Annotated in this window: 16 protein-coding genes; 11 read left to right on the top strand and 5 right to left on the bottom strand. The window is 41.4% G+C overall.

What is annotated here, in order from left to right; translation table 11 throughout:
* The first annotated feature begins 22 nt into the window (after nucleotides 1-22).
* The 9 genes from ABES02_RS00735 (at nucleotide 23) to ABES02_RS00695 (ending at nucleotide 8,233) form a co-directional block, all read left to right on the top strand.
* On the top strand, nucleotides 23-301 hold the full coding sequence (locus tag ABES02_RS00735; protein ID WP_430129471.1) for an AbrB/MazE/SpoVT family DNA-binding domain-containing protein: 279 nt from the start codon (nucleotides 23-25) through the stop codon (nucleotides 299-301).
* A gap of 62 nt (nucleotides 302-363) precedes the next feature.
* Nucleotides 364-2,031, top strand: a complete 1,668-nt coding sequence (locus ABES02_RS00730; protein ID WP_430129468.1) for an ABC1 kinase family protein — start codon at nucleotides 364-366, stop codon at nucleotides 2,029-2,031.
* Between the two features lie 135 nt (nucleotides 2,032-2,166).
* The gene (cyoE, locus tag ABES02_RS00725; RefSeq protein ID WP_430129465.1) at nucleotides 2,167-3,099 is read left to right on the top strand and encodes a heme o synthase; all 933 of its coding nucleotides are present in this window, start codon (nucleotides 2,167-2,169) and stop codon (nucleotides 3,097-3,099) included.
* 790 nt (nucleotides 3,100-3,889) lie between these two features.
* Nucleotides 3,890-4,030, top strand: a complete 141-nt coding sequence (locus tag ABES02_RS00720) for a hypothetical protein (protein ID WP_430129462.1) — start codon at nucleotides 3,890-3,892, stop codon at nucleotides 4,028-4,030.
* 13 nt (nucleotides 4,031-4,043) lie between these two features.
* Complete coding sequence (locus ABES02_RS00715; RefSeq protein WP_430129459.1) at nucleotides 4,044-4,511, top strand: cytochrome c oxidase subunit II; 468 nt, start codon at nucleotides 4,044-4,046, stop codon at nucleotides 4,509-4,511.
* A 62-nt stretch (nucleotides 4,512-4,573) separates the two neighbouring features.
* Entirely contained in the window at nucleotides 4,574-6,208 is a 1,635-nt protein-coding gene (locus ABES02_RS00710; RefSeq protein ID WP_430129711.1) for a cbb3-type cytochrome c oxidase subunit I, read from the top strand.
* An 82-nt stretch (nucleotides 6,209-6,290) separates the two neighbouring features.
* A complete protein-coding gene (locus tag ABES02_RS00705) occupies nucleotides 6,291-6,923 on the top strand; it encodes an SCO family protein (protein WP_430129456.1) in 633 nt (210 codons plus the stop codon).
* Between the two features lie 3 nt (nucleotides 6,924-6,926).
* Nucleotides 6,927-7,484 (top strand): hypothetical protein, encoded by a 558-nt coding sequence (locus tag ABES02_RS00700; protein ID WP_430129453.1) that lies wholly within the window; start codon nucleotides 6,927-6,929, stop codon nucleotides 7,482-7,484.
* 359 nt (nucleotides 7,485-7,843) lie between these two features.
* A complete protein-coding gene (locus ABES02_RS00695) occupies nucleotides 7,844-8,233 on the top strand; it encodes a J domain-containing protein (protein ID WP_430129450.1) in 390 nt (129 codons plus the stop codon).
* 67 nt (nucleotides 8,234-8,300) lie between these two features.
* Here the strand turns inward: ABES02_RS00695 and ABES02_RS00690 are convergent, their stop codons facing one another.
* Nucleotides 8,301-11,039, bottom strand: a complete 2,739-nt coding sequence (locus ABES02_RS00690; protein ID WP_430129447.1) for a phosphoenolpyruvate synthase — start codon at nucleotides 11,037-11,039, stop codon at nucleotides 8,301-8,303.
* Nucleotides 11,040-11,277: 238 nt separating this feature from the next.
* Between ABES02_RS00690 and ABES02_RS00685 the strand changes: the two genes are divergently transcribed.
* Entirely contained in the window at nucleotides 11,278-13,935 is a 2,658-nt protein-coding gene (locus ABES02_RS00685; protein WP_430129445.1) for a PBP1A family penicillin-binding protein, read from the top strand.
* Nucleotides 13,936-14,099: 164 nt separating this feature from the next.
* Here ABES02_RS00685 and ABES02_RS00680 read toward each other — a convergent pair whose 3' ends face one another.
* From ABES02_RS00680 to ABES02_RS00665, 4 genes are all read right to left on the bottom strand, one after another.
* Entirely contained in the window at nucleotides 14,100-14,852 is a 753-nt protein-coding gene (locus ABES02_RS00680; protein ID WP_430129442.1) for a LysM peptidoglycan-binding domain-containing protein, read from the bottom strand.
* 425 nt (nucleotides 14,853-15,277) lie between these two features.
* Nucleotides 15,278-16,873 (bottom strand): DcuS/MalK family sensor histidine kinase, encoded by a 1,596-nt coding sequence (gene dcuS, locus ABES02_RS00675; protein WP_430129439.1) that lies wholly within the window; start codon nucleotides 16,871-16,873, stop codon nucleotides 15,278-15,280.
* A 14-nt stretch (nucleotides 16,874-16,887) separates the two neighbouring features.
* Nucleotides 16,888-17,565, bottom strand: coding sequence for a response regulator (locus ABES02_RS00670; RefSeq protein ID WP_430129436.1), 678 nt, complete (start codon nucleotides 17,563-17,565; stop codon nucleotides 16,888-16,890).
* Nucleotides 17,566-17,679: 114 nt separating this feature from the next.
* Nucleotides 17,680-18,933, bottom strand: coding sequence for a dicarboxylate/amino acid:cation symporter (locus tag ABES02_RS00665; RefSeq protein ID WP_430129433.1), 1,254 nt, complete (start codon nucleotides 18,931-18,933; stop codon nucleotides 17,680-17,682).
* 334 nt (nucleotides 18,934-19,267) lie between these two features.
* On the opposite strand from ABES02_RS00665, the gene ABES02_RS00660 reads away from it, so the two are divergent.
* Nucleotides 19,268-19,837, top strand: a complete 570-nt coding sequence (locus tag ABES02_RS00660) for a hypothetical protein (RefSeq protein WP_430129430.1) — start codon at nucleotides 19,268-19,270, stop codon at nucleotides 19,835-19,837.
* The last annotated feature ends 103 nt before the right edge of the window (nucleotides 19,838-19,940 follow it).

The raw sequence follows: 19,940 nt of genomic DNA, 5'->3' as shown, positions 1-19,940 counted from the left end.
TATCCTACAAGAGAGGTGATTGATGATGATGAATCATGGGAAAATTTATGGAACCACGAGTATGGGCGAAAGAGGCCAAGTGGTCATTCCATCGGAAGCAAGAGAGGAACTGGGAATCAAGTCAGGCGAAAAGTTTGTTGTGTTTGGGAATGCCCATAAGGGAACTGTTATTCTCGTGAAATCAGAGATTATGAACAAGTTTGCGAACTTCTTTTTTAACAAGTCAAAGAAATTTGAAAAAATAGCGAATGAGATTTTTGAAAAAACAGAAACGGAAATAGAAGCCGAAGAAAAAGAATAATTCATGGAGAACACCACGCAGGCTTGTCCCGTGGAGAATGGCATGGAAAGAGGTGGACAAGGATGCGTGAAATTACACGCTTACTATTCAACAAGAGATTTCGTAAAACGTTTTTCATGTTTATCGGTTTCTTTTGGCAGTTTTGGTGGTTAGGAAAAACAAAGAGTTTTTTACATAAAGAAAAAGTCAACGAAAAATATAAGGCCATCTATACGTCTCAAGCGAACAAGTTTGCTAGAATTGCCGTAGAAATGGGCGGCCTCATCATTAAATTAGGTCAATTTGTCAGCTCAAGGGTTGATATTTTACCAAAGGAATACACCTACATCTTGTCACAGCTTCAGGACTCGGTTGCTCCTGTACCATCAGAGGATGCCATCCTTCGTATTGAGCAAGAACTGTCCGGAACGGTTTTCGATTTGTTTGCTTCCTTTGAAAAGAAGCCTGTTGCTGCGGCATCGTTAGGCCAGGTGCATCAAGCCGTATTGAAAAATGGTGAGAAGGTTGCGGTTAAGGTGATGCGCCCTGGAATCGAGGCGACGGTTGCTCTTGATTTGGTAACATTGAAGGTATTAATGGCATTTGCCAAGCGCTTTACAAAAGTGAGTAAGTTTGTTGATTTAAAGGATGTCTATGATGAATTTGAAGAAGTGATAACAGAAGAACTGGATTATATGAAGGAAGCAGGGAATATTGAGACATTCCAATATTCCTTTAGTGAATTTCCAGGTGTCACGACGCCGAAGGTTTATTGGGAACTAACAACCAGTAAAGTGCTCGTGATGGAGTTTATTGAAGGTGTGAAAATTAATGAAATCGGTCCTTCAATTGATAAAAAGAAACTGGCTTCGATTCTGTTTTTGTCCTATCTAAAACAATTGCTCGAGGATGGTTTCTTTCATGCCGACCCCCATCCTGGCAACCTGTTAGTCAAAAGTGACGGCACGCTTGCTTATATTGATTTTGGCATGGTAGGCAGGGTTTCCGATTCTTTAAGGGAAAACATGGTCAAGCTGGCGATGTCCATCTACTTGAAGGATGCCGGAGGGATTGTTGAAGCGTTCGATGAGCTTGGATTTTTGCGGAAAAATGCCGATAAATCGGCTTTATCGAAAAATATAAAAGTGGTTCTTGCAGGTTTTTCAGACGGCCGGTTTAACATTGAGAAGCTCAAAAATGACGGAGTTCTTGAGGAGTTGCGTGAATTTCTCTATGAACAACCCTTTCAAATTCCGTCGAGAATGACTTTTTTGGGAAAGGCAATACTGACTGTTTTTAGTATTTGCAATGGGCTAGATAAGGATTTCGACATCATCGCCAGTACCAAGCCATATGTGGAGGATATCATGAACAACGGTGAGGCTAACTCTGCGAAAGAAACGGTGCTTGAACAGGTTAAGAGTACGTTCTTAAAGGTCATCCCAGCGTCCCGAAAAGTATTAACGCTTGTTGACCAGTTGGAATCAGGAGAAATTCGCCTTCAGCCTTCGAAGGCTTTTGAAAAAAAGATTTTGGATCAGCAAGCTTTTCAAACAAGAAAAATTGTATTCGCCATCCTTGGTGTTGGTTTAATGATTTCCGGCGCACAGATTTTTGCTGCGAATGATTTGGCTGGAATCATTATGATGGTCAGCGGTGGCTTGATGACTATTTTACAGGCAGGGAAAAAAGCTTCTCCCAGAAGGAGAAGACCACATCCTAAATTCGGAGGCCGGGCTCATGAAAGGTGAGCCGGCCTTTTTGTTTTGACTATTTTTCTAACGTGGTTATCACTATCTGTGTGATGTAAATCAATGTTCCAATGTTAACAGGTATGATTTAATGAAATAAAAACGATATACTAAAAGAGGGTAGGTGGATAAATGATGGATAAAGATGGATTGACTTGTCATATACAGAAGGCTCCGTTATCGAATACGGGAAATCGCCGCAGCCTAATTGCTGATTTAAAAGCTCTTTTTAAGGCGAGTGTTTTAATTGCTAATGTACTGCCTGTCTTTTCCGGATTCTGGCTCGCCTTATATTTTACGGATGCATCCTTAAATGATCATTGGGGAGATTTTTTCCTCATCATGATTGGAAGTACCTTGGTGATGGCCGGAGCACTTGTCCTTAATAACTGGTACGATGTGGACATTGATTCGGTCATGGACAGAACCAAAAATCGACCAACGGTGACGGGTACCATTTCTCTGAATATCGTTTTAACCATGGGCATTGTTTTTACGGCCATTGGATTCATTCTTTTACTTTTTACCACTTTAGAAGCAGCGATATATGGATTTGTTGGATGGTTCACCTATGTGTTTTTGTATACGATGTGGTCAAAACGGAGGTATACCTTTAATACGGTGATTGGCAGTGTTTCTGGTGCGGTTTCACCTTTGATTGGCTGGACAGCGATTGAATCTGGTTTTCATGTTGTCCCTATGATGTTGTTTCTCATTTTGTTTATTTGGCAAATGCCGCATACTTTTGCGATCGCGATGCGAAAATATAATGAGTATAAAGCGGCAGGGGTGGCGATGCTTCCTGTCGTGCGTGGTTTTGCAGTTACAAAGCGGCAAATTTTAGCGTATGCCGTATGCTTGCTGCCGCTGCCATTTTTCTTAATGTCAATCGGGATGACCTTTGTAATCATTGCCACATTGCTGAACGTCGGCTGGTTAGTGGTGAGTATCTATGGATTTTTTACACAAAAGAATCAACAATGGGCTCGCTTGGTTTTTCTCTATTCGGTCAATTACATCATGATTATTTTTCTGCTTGTGGTGATCGTGACATTACCTATTTTTTAAGTTCATATCTAAGTGTGGCTGTCTCAGATTGAGGCAGTTTTTTTGCATTTACCCAAAAATGAAAAAGTTAGCCGCTACTGTAAATGGAAGAGCGTTGCATTTACCCAAAAGCGAAAAAGGGAGTCTCTACGGTAAAAGGAAGAGCGATGCATTTACCCAAAAGGGAAAAAGTAAGCCCCTTCGGTAAAAGGAAGAACGATGCATTTACCCAAAAAGGGAAAAGTGGGCAACTTCGGTAAATGGAAGAGCGATGCATTTACCCAAAAACGAAAAAGTAAGCCTCTACGGTAAAAGGAAGAGTGTTGCATTTACCCAAAAACAAAAAAGTGGGCATCTACGGTAAAAGGAAGAGCGTTGCATTTACCCAAAAGCGAAAAAGTGAGCCTTTACGGTAAAAGGAAAAGCGTTGCATTTACCCAAAAGCGAAAAAGTAAGCATTTACGGTAAAAGGAAGAGCGATGCATTTACCCAAAAACGAAAAAGTAAGCCTCTACGGTAAATGGAAAAGCATTGCATTTACCCAAACCGGTAAAAGTGGGCATCTACGGTAAAAGAAAGTCCAAAACCGCGCATTTCTTATTGTTCACGGAATTGCCATTATTGTTCATTTCTCATACAACCATATTGGAAACCGTGAAACGACGCGGTTTGGAACATTCTTTTTACATACCTGTCAAGAAAAATGCATCCTATTTTTTCGAATTCCAAACTTTGTGTGACGCAGTTCACTACGATGAAAATCATTCCCAATTATGATGTAATCAAGAACTAAATAGGGGGTTGATTTTGGATGGGAGAAGCAAAAGTTAACCAAGGAAAAAAGGCAGAAAAAGAAACACATGTGGGCACCTGGATATCAGTCGGGGTCGTCACAGCCGTGATTCTTGTTACGTATTTTGTCCTATTCGGACTATACATGGGTAGAGTATAGGGGGGAGAAGAAGATGAAGATGCATCTGGATGAAAAGATATGGCTGACCTTAAGCTTTGGGATCATCGTAATTTTTATGCTCATCACAGGCTATCAAGCATTTGCGTTAGATATGGCACCACCAAGTAATAAAGAACTCATCGATCCACAAAAGGTTGATCAAACTGCACCATTCGATAAACCTGGTATTACCAAAGTGGGCGATAAGGAATATAACGTCGTCATGACGCTGCAAGTTTTTAGTTTTAATCCAGGCAATATTGAAGTACCTGCAGGATCCACCATTCATTTTACCTTAACTTCAAAAGACGTCGTCCATGGATTTGAAGTAGCTGGAACGAATTTAAATGCGATGGTACCGCCTGGGCACATTCAAAAAATCAGCCAGAAATTTGATAAGCCAGGAAAATATTTAGTGTTATGTAATGAATATTGCGGTGCAGGCCACCAAATGATGAGTACCACCATTACGGTTAAATAAAGGGGGGAAGCAAAGTGCAAACAGCAAAATTAAACACATTTAATGATAATGCAAATAGAGTAATGGGAATCAGCAATGAGGACGCAAGATTAACAAAATCATATATTTTTGTCGCATTTGTCGCCTTATTTTTGGGCGGATTGTTAGGACTCTTACAAGGGTTAAACCGGGCTGGTATGCTGGAGCTGCCAACATGGCTTAATTACTATAAAGTTTTAACCGCACATGGGCTATTATTGGTGGTTGTTTTAACCGCTTTCTTCACAATAGGATACTTTTATGCTGTTATGTCCCATAATTTAGGCGGACTGCTTCCTAAAGTAAGAAAAATCGCTTGGACTGGGTTTGGACTGAAGATCATTGGCTTCGTTTTAGCGGTTATTCCGATTTTAATGGGCGATGCCTCTGTCATGTATACCTTCTATCCGCCAATGGCAGCAGCACCTATCTTCTATATCGCTTTAGTATTCATTGTATTAGGCGTATGGGCTTGTTGCATCGGAGGCTTTATCAATGTAGCAAATTGGCGGAAAAATCATAAAGGACAGCATGTTCCCATTCTTTCCTACTTTGCAACTGGTGTGTTTGTCCTATTGTTCTTCGCTCTTTTACCTGTAGCAGTCGAAGTTATCGTGTTAATTATTCCATGGTCATTCGGCTGGGTGAAAACGATCAATGTCATGCTTGCTCGTACCCTGTTTTGGGCCTTCGGTCATACGTTAGTTAATATTTGGTATTTAACAGCTACTTCTGCTTGGTATGTCATAGTTCCAAAAATTATGGGCGGCAGACGCTGGAGTGACACGCTCACTCGCGTCGTGATCATCGCCTTAGTGGTCATGAACATTACCGGTGGATTCCATCACCAGATTATTGACCCAGGTATTGCACCAGCGGTTAAGTTCCTGCATGTATTTATGAGTTTAGCGATTGGCTTCCCGTCCTTAATGACCGCATGGGCCATGTTTGCCATATTTGAACGTACTGCTAGAAAACAGGGCGGAAAGGGATGGATTGGCTGGTATAAAAAAATGCCGTGGGGCGATGTTCGTTTCCTTGCACCGTTTATCGCGATGGTTGCCTTTATCCCAGCAGGTGCAGGTGGTATTGCGCAATCAACGAACCAATTGGACCAAGTTGTTCATAATACCATGTGGATTGTGGGACATTTCCACTTAACATTAGGGATGTCCGTTGTGATGACGTTCTTTGGCATCAGTTATTGGTTAGTTCCATACATTTCTAAACGGGTGTTAACACCTCAAATTAATCGCTTAGGTGTGATCCAAACTTGGATCTGGACAGTCGGTATGGTGTTAATGTCAGGGGCTATGCATACGGTTGGCTTACTCGGCTCACCACGTAGAACTTCTTTTACAACCTATGGAGATAACGCAACTGCGTTAAGCTGGAATCCATATTTATTGTTCTTAGCGATTGGTGGAACGTTGTTAGTCATCGGCGTGATTCTTCAAGTGTATGCCGTTATCAACATGATGTTTTTTGCACCAAAAGGAGAAACTGAATTCCCAATTGCCGAACCAGAAGAAGATGGATCAACTACTCCATATTGGACTGAGCGCTGGGGAATGTGGATTGTCGTGATGCTGTTAGTGGTCGCAATGGCATATGTCATCCCAATCACCGATTTTATCGTCAATGCACCTCCAGGGTCACCCCCGTTTAAGACATGGTAATTTTTCAAAAAAAGAGATAGCTCGAATTGGAGGGCTGTCTCTTTCTGCTTTATAAGTATAATAGATTTGGGAAGTGGTCGTAATGATCAAGGATTGGCGTACAACCTTAGCTTGTTTCCTCATCCTGCTATTCGGATTGACAATGTACTATATCGGCACAGATGGGTTTAGCGCGTTTACGGCGGAAACGGCAAGGGTGAATAAACTAGTTCAAGAGAAGCCTAAATTCCCTGATGTAACCTTTGAGGATAGTAAAGGGCGCGAGTATTCAATTTCGGAGTTTAAGGGGAAATATGTCTTCATTACCTTTCTTTATACCTCCTGTACAACGGTTTGCCCGCAATTGGAAATGAATATGTCCAAGGTGTATGAGCAGCTGCCGCAAAAATATTTCGGGAAAGATATTACTTTTTTAAGTATTAGCTTTGACCCAACGCGGGATGATCCAACCACTCTCGAAAAATATCGCGGCTATTTTCATAGTGATGGAGAAACGTGGAGAATGGCTCGTATTCCAAATAAAGCAGAATTGGATGCTCTGTTAAAAGCGTTTGGTGTCATCGTGATTCCTGATGGGTATGGAAATTTCACTCATAATTCAGCCTTCTATTTGGTGGACCCTAAAGGTGTGTTAGTGGATGTAATGGATTATAAAAAGACCGATGAAGCGGCGAAGAAGATTATGGAGATTCTGAAAAGGGAAACGGGGGAATAAGCAATGAAACAGGCAGTCTATGGTTTACTAATCTACTTCGTTTTAGCTCTTCCTCCAGTTGCTCATTTATTGGAATCTATCATGATTGTTCACATGCATATGCAAATGCCTTTGCTCGTTTTTTCCGGATTTTTAATGGCCCGGTTTTTTCAATTGAAGTTCCCCGGCTTCTTTGAAAAATGGAATCGGAACGGAATTCCAGGTGTACTATTATTTATCTTTGTGATGGTATACTGGACGATTCCGAAAACGATGGATGAGACGCTAACGGTTCAAAGTGCGGAAGTATTTAAATTTATGACGTTGCCATTTTTGGCTGGAGTTTCATTAAGGGACAGCTGGAAAAAGTTAAGCCCGCGCGGGAAAAATATCCTGATTATCATTTTTACTGTGAAATATTTTGGAATGGGCTTACTGTACGTCAATGTGCCGATCCAATTGTGCAACAACTACCTCGTGATCGACCAATTAACCCTGGGTTGGGGATTTTTGACGACAGCCATCTGTATGGCCATCTACTTGGTCTATGTTGCTTTTACCGATCGGTCGAAATATGAATAGTTTTTTTAATGAATCCCCTTGTTTTGAATGACAAGGGGATGTTTATTTTATATGAAAATACAATCAGGATATTTAAATTTTTTTCTTGTAGGCTGTGTTATGTGCATTTTTCCGGATTAATCGTGGTGAACCTTACCATAAGTAACGGCGAAAAAATTTGAATGAATTATTATGAACCTTATTATTAATAAGTATTCTTTTTACACCGCCCGTTTTTCATATGTAACCTATGAATAATGGAAAATCCATCTTATACCTTACTTTAAATATGAATATTTTATAAAGAACCTGAATAATATTTTGGAAGGATTAGAATGGAGAATCAGGAGCTATTTTAAGCAAAAGAGGGTGAAAAATACATGGGATCCATTGGAAATTACTATCGTATTTTAGATGTACCCTATGATGCAGATTTTAGTGAAATTAAAGAAGCTTATCGAAGAAAAGTAAAAGAAGTACATCCAGATAAGGACAAAGGGAATTCTGAACAGTTTAAAAGAGTTAAAGAAGCATATGAAGTTCTTAAAAATGTTGAAAAAAGAAAGAAGTATGACGATCTTCTTTTCAAAACAGTTCATAACTTCACACATAATCTAAAACAGGAATCTCCTGCTACGAATCCTTCTATAAAAATACTAAATATACTGAATAAAAATCGAAAACAAGTTGCCCTTTCACCTGTGCTAATAGATGCAGCTCTTCTTTTAATTGAAGTTTTAGGAAATTCGTATTTAAATAAAAAGAAATAGAACAGCAGCGGTTGGACAACAGATTTTATTGTCCATCGCTGCTGTTTTTGTACTTGTTTTTTCAGATTCAGGCAAGGCTTGTCGGATCCTCTAAAACTTGAACGTAACCATGAGTACCATCTATCCGAATGTAAGATCCATCTTTTAGAATTGTGGTAGCATTATCAATACTTGCTACTGCGGGTATTCCATATTCACGGGCTACGACAGCCCCATGCGTCATCATACCGCCGACTTCCATCACCAAACCCTTTGCGGAGTGGAACAATGGTGTCCATCCTGGGTCTGTAAACGGAGCAATCATGATTTCTCCAGAATTGAGTTTCGCATCTTCAGGACGAAGCACTACCTTAGCAAATCCCTCGACCATTCCAGATGAAACGGGTGTTCCAATTAATGCACCGTCCGGGGCTTTCACATCACGCCTTTCCCCTGTAATGACTTCACCATCACTGGTCATGACCCGGGGAGGTATGAGTTTTATATTTCCTTGATGTTGCCCTATGCGATGTACAATCAGTTTTTGAATGACCCCATCTAATGTACCGTCCTTAACGGCTAAGAGCTCACTTAAGGAAAGGTAGAATACTTCTGATTCTCTATACAGTTTTCCATGCTTTACAAGTACACTGGCTTCGTCCAAGATTGCGCGCTTATAGATGTCAAAATGACGAATAATGGTGTATTTGGGAAACTCCCGAAGCCCTGCCAAATTTCGATAGTTACGTATCAGCCGAGAAAGGATTCGGGCCTTAAAGCTCCCCCCGGGGGTCCTGCGTACGTCGGAGATGATTTGCTTTTCGGCCTCCTGTGCTTCTTTTTCGCCTTGGAGGAATTTATCCCGATGTTCTCCAGGTGCAAGACTGTGAATGTGACTGATAATAGAGGGAACAAGTGCCGTTGGTGACTCCCGCCACCTTGTATTCGCAATATCGATTTCCCCCGGACACCGCATACCGTATTGGCGCATGAAGTGCTCGAATTCCTTCACGAATGCCTTTCCTCCTTGAACCTGACACAAACCATCAAAGAATGTGTTATCCTCGGCTCTCTGTAGATACTCTACGACCTGGGGATATTCTCTTGCAATATCAGCAAGATCGCCAATCATTAGACCGAGTTCGCTAGTAACGTTGCCGGACAAGGATTTGTTAAGTATATGCACTCTCTCATCATTACCCAGCCATTTTCTTACCAAAGTCTCAGTCAACACTTTCGAAGCCAGACCCGAGAACATGTAAGGGGCTATTTTCCTTATAACTGATAAGATTAAGTTGCCGAGGTTTTCTTGGAGTCTCGAAATACGTTCAGTACCTGACACCTCAAACAGAAGGCGTTCAGTCTCTTGAATTCTCTGGTTCATGAAATGGCTGATATCCTGCCTAGCAGCGGCGTAATCCTTTACAAACAAACCGGGAAGAACGGTCCGAAAAGCGGTTCGGGCGGTTCGATAAAATGCCTTTTTAACATGTTTATCTGCTGGATGCTTAAATTCGGGAAGATGAACCAATTGTCCGATGGCGCTGCCAATTCGTTCGTCAATGAGACGCAGTAATCGAGGCAGCATTCGTTTGACTGGTTTTAGAAATAGCAATTCAGTCGGGTCGAAAAACAAATGACCTCCTGCTTCCAGGATTGATGAACTCTCAGACCCGATAGATCCTGATTTGCCAAGTGGAAACATCGTCCTGAGAATAGAAATGCCCAAAGGACTAATGGCATCTGTCATCATTTGCTGATGCCCCATCGAGATAAAGGCATGAAGACGATTATCAGTAATCTTCGGTAAGGGGTAGAGCGACGTGATTGGGCGGCTTTGAACAATGTAAAACTCGCCGTTTTCGAAACACCACTCAATGTCCTGTTCGGTTCCGTAATGATCTTCAATCTCCCTCCCGAGCCCCGCTAACCGTAGGATCTGTTCATCCGAAAGAGCTTGGGACTGTTGCTGCTCCAGAGATAAATCCTTTGTTAATGTGCCGCCATCTGGAACGGGGTAGATTGCAATTTTTTTATCGGAAATCTTCTTTTGGATGATTTGACCGCCTTTAACCTGATAGAGGTCTGCTGATACCAGTCCGGATACTAAGGCTTCGCCTAATCCAAAACTGGCATCAATAGAGGTTATTTTCCGATTTCCCGTAATGGGGTCCGCTGTGAACATAATGCCGGATACGGCCGGGAAGACCATTTCTTGAACCACCACGGATAGAAATACCTGCCGGTGATTAAAACCGTTCTTCGCCCGGTATGAAATGGCCCTGTCCGTGAACAGCGATGCCCAGCAGCGACGAACGGAATCAAGGAGTTGTTGCAAGCCTCGCACATTAAGATAAGTTTCTTGTTGACCGGCAAAAGAAGCTCCAGGCAAATCTTCAGCGGTTGCACTCGAACGAACCGCATAGGCTTTCCCCATCCCATAATGCTGCCATGCTTCTACGATGGCTGTCTGTACTTCCCAAGGAATGGATAGGTGCTCTATAGATTTACGAATTTTTTGCCCCAATATGCGAATTTGTTCGAGGCTATCCGCATGAACATGGTCAAGCTCAGTAAGGAACCGATCCATCTCCGTACCTTTTTCCAAATGAGCCTGATATGCTGATATAGTCACGCAAAAGCCTTGCGGCACAGAGAAGCCAGCCTTCGTCATTTCACCAAGGTTTGCCCCCTTTCCGCCAACATACGGTAATGAATCTTTGTCAACTTCATTAAGGTGCAAAACGAATTTCTCCATTCCGATCACCCTTTCCAACTTAACACCACTGATATCAATTTTATTTTGAGATTCAGAATAAATAACCAAAAACCAAACCCCTGCACTTATGGATCGTGATGGATCAATTAGGACAGGCTGGCTGTAATACCGCTGCAAATGATTCTAGCATAGCGGTTCTTTTCTTGTTAAGGAAGGATTATTTGTATCTTTAATGGTAGTGAGCATTTCTTTTCTCTATAAAATATTTGAAACTAATCTATCAGAGGGCTATCATGGATGTAGTATCTATTATTACCATTATCAAATAAAGGCAGGAAAAATTAGCATGTCAGAAAATTATAATTCTCGCACTGAGCGAAGAAAAAAAATGCAAGAACAGCAAAAAAGTTCTTCTAATAAGAAAGAGAACAAGAAGCCAAGAAAAGGGTTTTGGAAAAAATTCTTATATACTTGTCTTACACTTGGATTGGTTATGATCTTGTTTGGGGTGGGCGCTTTTTTCTGGATCATTAAAGACGCTCCTAAGTTTGACGAAACTCTATTAAAGGATCCCTTATCGTCTAAAGTATATGCTAGTGACGGGAAAACCATTATTGCCGAGGTCGGCAGGGAAAAACGGGATGAAATCACGATTAAGCAAATCCCTGATGTCTTAAAAAATGCGGTTCTGGCAACAGAGGATGCCCGTTTTTATCAGCATCATGGAATAGATGTGAAACGTACCCTCGTTGCCATTTGGACGAATATCACTTCTGGTACATCTCAAGGAGGGAGTACGATTACACAGCAGGTTGTGAAAAATTCCTTTTTATCAATCGAAAAAACCAAGACAAGAAAAGTGCAGGAATGGTATTTAGCCATTCAATTGGAAAGAAGGTTCTCGAAAGATCAAATTCTCGAAATGTATTTTAATAAAAATTTATATGGTAATGATGTCTATGGTGTCGCAAAGGCAGCTGAACGATTCTACGGGCTTGGTCCTGATGAGCTAAATAAATTAACGCTGGAACAAGCTGCACTCCTGGCAGGGATTCCGCAGAGTCCAAATAACTATATGCCTACGGTTGAAAGTAACCTGCCTGTAGCCAAAAAGCGCCGAGATATGGTTCTTTACTATATGAATAGACATGGATATATTTCCAAAGCAGAAATGGAGAAAGCACAAAGTACTCCTATTGAAAAGACATTAAATATTCAACAACCACCGGCAAAGAAATATCAGGCCTTTGTGGATACAGCCATTACTGAAGTGCAGGAAAAAACAGGTGCCAATATTTTTGAAGATGGTTTGGAAATTTATACAACCATTGATCCGGAAATCCAGCAAGTAACGGAAAATGTTCTGTCAACAAATGACTATATCAGCTTTCCTAATAATGATAAGCTGCAAACAGCGGTTGTGATTACAGATACACAAACGGGAGCCATTAAAGCCATTGGTGGAGGCAGAAATTATCAAACCGGCAGCTTTAACTATGCAACCAAGATTAAACGTCACCCTGGTTCAACGATTAAACCGATTCTTGACTACGGCCCAGCCATTGAAAAATTCAACTGGTCGACTGGGCACTTGATAAAAGATGAAAAGTATCAATACTCGAATGGAACCCCGATTCGAAATGCAAACAAATCCTATGCAGGAACGAAGACGATTCGGGATCACTTGGCATGGTCACGTAATATTCCGGCCTTAAAAACGTATCAGGAAGTAGGGGCAGACTATGCCACAGATTTTGCCAATAGCCTTGGTTTTCCGATTACAGATACACAAAAAGCCAATGAATCGAATGCCATTGGTGCCATTGATGCAGCATCTCCTCTCATTATGGCTGGAGCGTATGGCGCATTTGGGAATGGTGGTTACTATGCTGAACCCTATACGGTTTCCAAAATCATTTATCCTGATGGAACAGAAAAGGATTTAGCTTCAACGAAGAAAAAGGTAATGGAAGATTCGACTGCCTTCCTCATTACCGATATGTTACGGACAGTTGTGGATTCAGGTACAGGAACAATGGCAAATGTTCGAAATCTTGATTTAGCTGGAAAAACCGGAACAACCAGCTTCGATCCGTCAGCTATTAAAAAATATGGTTTACCAAATAATGCGACAAGAGATGCCTGGTTTGTAGGCTATACGCCGCAATACACCGGTGCGGCTTGGACCGGCTATACACAAACTACGACTTCTGATGACTTTTTAGGAAGCAATAGCGCTAACTTCTCGAAATTGGCGTTTAAAGCGATTATGTCACAAGTAGCTACTAGCACGGAAAATTTCGAACAGCCAAGCAGTGTTGGAAAATTAGGCAAGGAATACTATGTAAAAGGCGGAGAAAAGCCACAGGCGCCTAAGGCTGATAAACCAACGAATCTTCAAGCGAAATATGATGAAGCTTCAGATAGCATTCAATTATCATGGAATTTCGCTTCTGAATCGGGTTCAGATACAACCTTTGATGTCTCATATACAGTGGATGGAAATACAACCAACCTAACATCTACAAGTGATAGGCAAGCAGTGCTTCAAAGCCCGGAAAAAGGAAAAACATATGTATTTACGGTTGTTGCTAATTCAGGAGGCACCAAAAGCAATCCAGCCTCTGCATCCCTAACGGTTGAAGCAAAACAAGAAGCACCTGGCAGCCCAAGTAATTTACAAGCTAACTATGACAAAAATTCGAATAGTATTGTGATTAATTGGAGCAACAATAATGCCAATACTCAAAATACCCAATTTACCGTTACTTATTCTGTGAATGGAAGTACGCAAACTTTAACAACCACATCAGAATCAGGAGCAACGTTAAGTAACCCGGTGCCAGGTCAAACTTATGTCATTACTGTAACAGCATCAAATGACACAGGTACCAGTGCCCCAGCCTCTACTTCAGTGACTGTTGATAGTGCTGAAGGTGGTAATGTGAATGGTACTGATACAGGTAACGGTAATGGTAATAATGGTAATGGTAATGGCGGATGATGCTTGAATGAGGGTCTCATTCAGTCAATATGAATGTTCGGTTAGCAATTTTCACGATCCCTGGATTTAATTCAACTTGAATAGTATACAAAAAAACACTGAAACCCTGATATATTAAGGGGTTTCAGTGTTTTTTATATCCCTAGGATAGGATGTTTCGAACGTTAGTTTAATATCGTTACCTTTACTTGTTTTACTCCAAAATTAACGGCATCATGTTCGGAAGGAATGAAGATATCAATCCGGTTGCCTTTAATGGCTCCACCGGTATCTCCGGCGATTGCTTCACCATAGCCTTCTACATACACTTTACTGCCAAGTGGTATAACAGATGGGTCAACTGCGATGACCTTTGCATTTGGGTTTGTTTTAAGGTTAATTCCAGTAGCCGTAGTACCGGAACATCCCTCACAGGAAGCCGTATAGGCTGTAGCTTTTACTGTCATTTCCTTCGAACTTGTATTACCCGTTGATGCAACCGGTGCCGCAGGTGCACTTTCCTTTGTTGCCTGTGCAGCAGGCTCCGTTGTTTTTTCTGTTACAGTCTTATTAGTATTATTTAAACTATCAAAGATTAATAGATTTAATCCAGGATGGATAAGATCGGTATGTAATTCGTTCCACTCTTTAAGTTGCAGAACCGTTATGTGATTATCCTTTGCTATGTTCCATAATGTGTCACCCTGTTTAACCGTATATTGCTTTTTAGGTGAAATAGTTAGTATATCTCCTGGGTGGATGAGGTCCATATTAAGACGATTCCACTTTTGGATATTTTTTAAGGATATATTATTTTCGCGTGATAGATCCCAAAGGGTATCTCCTTTTTGTACTGTTACCGTTGCTGCTTGTACATTAGCACTTACAGTTACTGAGAGTACAGCAACTGCTATCAATGATATAATTTTTTTTAGCATTCTTTTACCCTCCATATTCTTTGGTTGCTATGTTTTTTTCATCGTAACATAGAATTTTCTGAGAAAAAGAACAGGGAGAAGTTAAATCGTTTACATCCGTGGCATTTATATTGCAGAAATATGTCTAAAATCAACGAATAATCAGATAATGTGGCGTTTCTAAAGCCCTTTTCAAAGAAAAAGCTCAGTAGTATGTCTCTCAGGGTATTAGAAAGATTATGTAGTTATTTTAAGATTTTGGGGGTAGGCTGAAAAAGTTCTTTTCATTGTAATGGGAAATGGAGGTTAGGAAAAAAGCTAGAGGCCAGTGTTTCCACACTGGCCCCTTTGTTTTTTCAATATTTTTGAAGGTCGGAAAAATTGTAAACGCATGATAATATGTGTACTTGTACCTGCTCTCTGATGGTGATTTTTATTAAAATTCCCTATTTAATTAGATAGGGGATTGTAAGCGTAAATTTTGTTCCTTCGCCAACCTTTGTTGAAACTTCAAGATTCCCCTGAAGCTTTTCTATACTTTGTTTCATGAGAAATAATCCGATGCCCCGGTCGTTTCCTTTCGTCGAAACGCCCTTCAAAAAGATTTTTTCAGCCAGTTCTTCGTCAATCCCAGGCCCGTTGTCGGCGACTTCGATGAAAATTTCGTGGTCGTAATAATCAACATGAACCGATACCTGTTTGTGTTCCTGGTCTGTAAAGGCTTCTAAAGAGTTATCGATTAAATTGCCGATAATGGTGATTAATTTATGAGTGATTTCTGGTGACGCGGGTTCAGGCAGAACTCCTTCTCCAGTGAAGGTCAGCTCCGCTCCCATCTCTCTGGCGTAGCTCATTTTCCCGAGAATGAATCCTGCTAATGCCGGATCCTTTATTTTACTGATGAGATAACCGACCTCGTTTTGAAGGTGGTCGGAAATCTGATCAATATACTCGGCCAGCTTTTCATAACGCTTTAAATGCACTAACCCTAGAATCACATGAAGCTTGTTCAGGAATTCGTGGGATTGGGCCCTTAAGGCTTCCGCATAGAGAGTGACTCCCGTAAGCTCTTTGGCGAGTTTATTGATTTCCGTTTTGTTGCGGAAGGTCGTAATCGCCCCGACCATTTCATTTCCGAGTCTTATGGGCAGTTGATTCGTTAACAGGGTAATCCCTGATAAGTCAATTTCTTCATTAAGTCGTGGCTCTCCGGTTTCCAGAACATTTTTAATATGAAGCTGAGGGATGTATTCATCTGCCAAACGGCCTGCTGGATTGTCCTTGATCCCTGCTTCTTCAAATAAACGAAGTGCTTCGTTATTAATGAGTGTGATTCGGGCATCCTGGTCAACCGCCAGAATTCCTTCCTTAGTCGATTGAAGCATCGCACTTCGCTCTTCAAGTAATGTTCCAATTTCAAATGGCTCAAGCCCAAACATGCTTTTTTTAATTTTTCTTGCTAAAAAAACAGCTCCGATTACGCCGATGAGGACCCCAAAAATAACGGCAAGCAATATAACCTTCTTGCTGTTTTTAACATCCTGTTTGACCTTATCAAGGGAAATTCCGACTGCAACCGCTCCGATTTGTTTCCCATTGCTGGCAAAAATGGGCGTAAACGCTCTTAAAGAGTAACCTAATGTCCCTTTGGCCGTTGAAATATGTTCATGGCCTTGGAGGACGGGCCCCTCATCCCCGCCAACAAACCGTTCGCCAATTTTATCTGGATTCGGATGTGATTTCCGAATTCCCTTCATATCAAGCACCACAATAAATTCGACATTAGTCGCTTTCGCCATATCATTGGTGTAGCCTTGGATGTCACCCTCGCTCCGCTTTTGCTCAAGGGCTTCGATGACAAGGGGAGAATGAGCGGTCATCCTGGCAATATTCATCGCCTTTTCCGACTGATTGGTTTTGGTCGTATTCCCGATTTCCTGACTAATAAGTAAATCAGTTACCATTAGAGCTAATGCTACAACCCCGCAGACGAGGAAGGTAATCGTCGTTTGCAGACGAAACCGAGGTTTTTTATTTCGCACAGGACCCCCTCTTTCTATAACCGGTATTTATTCATAGGCCTGCCCACGGAACCATATTGAATTTCCATGACGATGGAGCCTTTTTTCTCCAGATATTCTAAATAACGGCGAACGGTAACCCGCGCTAATCCTGTTCCCGCTGCAACCTCATCAGAAGACAGAAGTTCTGATTGTCCTTTTAAAAATTGCAAAACCTGCTTCATGGTCCGGTCATTTAATCCTTTTGGCAAGGAATCCTCCACCTCAGGCCGCTTTGTCTGGACCTTTGTCATCGCATCCAAATCTGCCTGCTCAAGCGGTTGATTTTCCTTGAATTTTTCAAATGTATAGCGGTACTGTTCGAGCGCGGATTGGAATCGGTCGAACCGGAACGGCTTGACGATATAATCGACAACCCCGGCGCGGAAGATTTCCTGGATATGCTGGGGCTCACGGTTGGCCGTTAATAGAATGACATCTAAGGGATAGTTTTCGTTTCGAATCAACTGCAACAGGGAAAGCCCGTTCATGTCCGGCAAAAAGTAATCGAGTAAGACGAACTGGGGATGGACTTCTTTTATTAAAGATAGGGCCTCTTTAGCCGTAAAGGCTTTTCCCACTAACACAAAGCCTGCCAGCTTCGATACAAATTCCGCGTTAATTTCCATGACCATCGGATCATCCTCAACAATTAAAACTCGGATTGGCTCCATGGATTCGCTCCTTTCCTTGCTTTTTTGCCATTATAGCTTAAATTTTAGGGGATAACCAAAGAAACAGCCACGGATTCCGTGGCTGATCGCTATTTATTTAACGCGATGGATTTGTTATGCCGTTTTGCTCAACGATGACTTTATTTCCGCATTCTCATCAAACTCATTTTCCATTTTGGAGACAACCACGGTTGCAACCCCATTGCCAATGAGATTTGTCAGGGCACGAGCTGTTGACATAAAGCGGTCGACCCCAAGAAGGAGGGCAATTCCTTCGACTGGAACAGTTGGGAACGCTGCTAGGGTTGCTGCCAGGGTAACAAATCCGGAGCCGGTTACACCTGCAGCTCCTTTAGAGGTAAGCATTAATACACCCAATAGTGTGATTTCTTGCCCAATGGTTAAGTCAACCCCAAAAGCTTGAGCGATGAATAGTGCTGCCATGGAAAGATAGATGGAGGTCCCATCTAGATTAAAGGAATAGCCAGTCGGAATAACGAGACCGACGACGGATTTTGAACAGCCGTAGTTTTCAAGCTTCTCTACCATTTTAGGAAGTGCCGATTCTGATGAAGATGTCCCAAGCACCAAAAAGATTTCATCTTTAATATAGTTGATAAACTTGAAGAGATTAAAACGATAAAACTTTGCAATTCCACCGAGAATGACCACAATAAATAAGACCATGGCCAATACTGTTAAGCCGAACAATTTTCCAAGGGATACTAGAGAACCAATCCCGAATTGGCCAATCGTATAGGAAATGGCCCCGAAAGCCGCAATGGGCGAATAATACATAATAATGTTCACGATGCGGAAGAAGGTTTCAGATAGCTTTTCGAATAGATTGATTACGGATTTCCCATTTTCGCCAAGTCCGGATAAGGCAATTCCGAAAAGGACGGCCAAGAATAGAATCGGCAGGAGCTGGCCGTTTACCATAGCCCCCATAAAGTTATCAGGGATGATGCCCATGATAAAATCCATGAAGCTATGACTTCCTTCGGCTGCTTGCTTGGTAAATTGGGTAATGTCACCTTTGGCGCTGTGGGCATTGACGCCTGCCCCCGGCTTGAAAATCGTAGCAAACAGAATGCCGATGGCTAAAGATATAGTGGAAACGATTTCAAAATAGAGTAAGGCTTTCCCGCCAATCCGGCCGACCTTCTTCATATCTCCCATACCGGCAATGCCGACGACAATGGTTAAGAAAATGATCGGTGCAATCACCATTTTAATCATTTTGACAAAAATATCGGATAATACCTTAAGTTCAGCGCCTTCTTTCGGAAATAGGGCACCAAAGATAATCCCAAGAACGATGGCGAGCAAAACCTGCGTAGTCAGACTTTTTAAATTGATTTTCATTAACAATCCTCCTAATCTGTTAAGTTTAAATAATTGTAAACACTTACAAGTTTAGCAATGTGAAATTGATAGAAACTCGTTATCAATAAATGAAGTATAAATTTTAGAGAATAGTCTGACAATATTTTGGTTATATCGTTCTTTTTGGTTATTTTGGTCTGAAGCTGGATGACTATTTATAGAGGTTATTTCTCAATGATTAATAGAGTTAATTTTTACGAAGGTAAATTTATCCTTTATGTAGAGGTTAAATTGACTCTTACTACCCCCATAATACATTTTGATTTGTTCGTATTCTATTAATACGATCACAAAAGAACACGAGGGGAATAATATGAACAAACTAACCAAGGGAGCCCTTTCAATGGTATTAGCTGGATCTGTAACGTTTTCTATCGCAAATGCCTTGTTAGTCCATCCATCAACTATAAGAGTAGCAAAACAAAATGCTTTAACTATATCCGAAGAGCCAAAAAAAGCGGAAGTAATTGCTGAAAAAACGGTGAAAGCTCAACCGCCAACAACGAATACGAAACCCGTAGAAACAAAGCTCTCTCAAAATATTGCCGCCGTCTCTTTAAAAAATACAAACAAGAGTGGTATGACTGTTGCAACCATTCAACAAAATACGGAATCAACCAGCAATAGAACTACAACAATCTCTGCCAATACGAGTGCTACAAAGAGCCCTGCGACAAGCGCAAAAGCACCAGCGACAACATCAACAACGACGGGAACGAATACAACAAGTACACCACCACCAAAACCATCGACGCCGACGGGAACGAATACAACAGCTTCAACCACCACAGCAACCAACCATGGACAAGAAGTTTCTCAAGCCGCAAAAGAAAAGGCTGCGAGCAATCGGGATAAAAATGAAAACAACGGTAAGAAAATGTAATTCCTTCAAAAAGGGTCACCAAAAAATGCTGGTGATCCTTTTAATTTATTTAATCATATAAAAAAGGCCTTCCCAAAATAAAATGGGAAAGACCTGTGCAAAG

The sequence above is a fragment of the Neobacillus pocheonensis genome, from assembly GCF_050477905.1.
Lineage (GTDB): Bacteria > Bacillota > Bacilli > Bacillales > Cytobacillaceae > Neobacillus > Neobacillus pocheonensis_A.
This window is presented reverse-complemented; position numbering and strand designations above follow the sequence as displayed.

Bases quoted from the DNA above. Each gene is read 5' to 3' on its own strand.
- ABES02_RS00735 (WP_430129471.1), top strand. From the start codon at position 23: ATGATGATGAATCATGGGAAAATTTATGGAACCACGAGTATGGGCGAA.
- ABES02_RS00730 (WP_430129468.1), top strand. From the start codon at position 364: ATGCGTGAAATTACACGCTTACTATTCAACAAGAGATTTCGTAAAACG.
- cyoE (WP_430129465.1), top strand. From the start codon at position 2,167: ATGGATAAAGATGGATTGACTTGTCATATACAGAAGGCTCCGTTATCG.
- ABES02_RS00720 (WP_430129462.1), top strand. From the start codon at position 3,890: ATGGGAGAAGCAAAAGTTAACCAAGGAAAAAAGGCAGAAAAAGAAACA.
- ABES02_RS00715 (WP_430129459.1), top strand. From the start codon at position 4,044: ATGAAGATGCATCTGGATGAAAAGATATGGCTGACCTTAAGCTTTGGG.
- ABES02_RS00710 (WP_430129711.1), top strand. From the start codon at position 4,574: ATGGGAATCAGCAATGAGGACGCAAGATTAACAAAATCATATATTTTT.
- ABES02_RS00705 (WP_430129456.1), top strand. From the start codon at position 6,291: ATGATCAAGGATTGGCGTACAACCTTAGCTTGTTTCCTCATCCTGCTA.
- ABES02_RS00700 (WP_430129453.1), top strand. From the start codon at position 6,927: ATGAAACAGGCAGTCTATGGTTTACTAATCTACTTCGTTTTAGCTCTT.
- ABES02_RS00695 (WP_430129450.1), top strand. From the start codon at position 7,844: ATGGGATCCATTGGAAATTACTATCGTATTTTAGATGTACCCTATGAT.
- ABES02_RS00685 (WP_430129445.1), top strand. From the start codon at position 11,278: ATGTCAGAAAATTATAATTCTCGCACTGAGCGAAGAAAAAAAATGCAA.
- ABES02_RS00680 (WP_430129442.1), bottom strand. From the start codon at position 14,852: ATGCTAAAAAAAATTATATCATTGATAGCAGTTGCTGTACTCTCAGTA.
- ABES02_RS00670 (WP_430129436.1), bottom strand. From the start codon at position 17,565: ATGGAGCCAATCCGAGTTTTAATTGTTGAGGATGATCCGATGGTCATG.
- ABES02_RS00665 (WP_430129433.1), bottom strand. From the start codon at position 18,933: ATGAAAATCAATTTAAAAAGTCTGACTACGCAGGTTTTGCTCGCCATC.
- ABES02_RS00660 (WP_430129430.1), top strand. From the start codon at position 19,268: ATGAACAAACTAACCAAGGGAGCCCTTTCAATGGTATTAGCTGGATCT.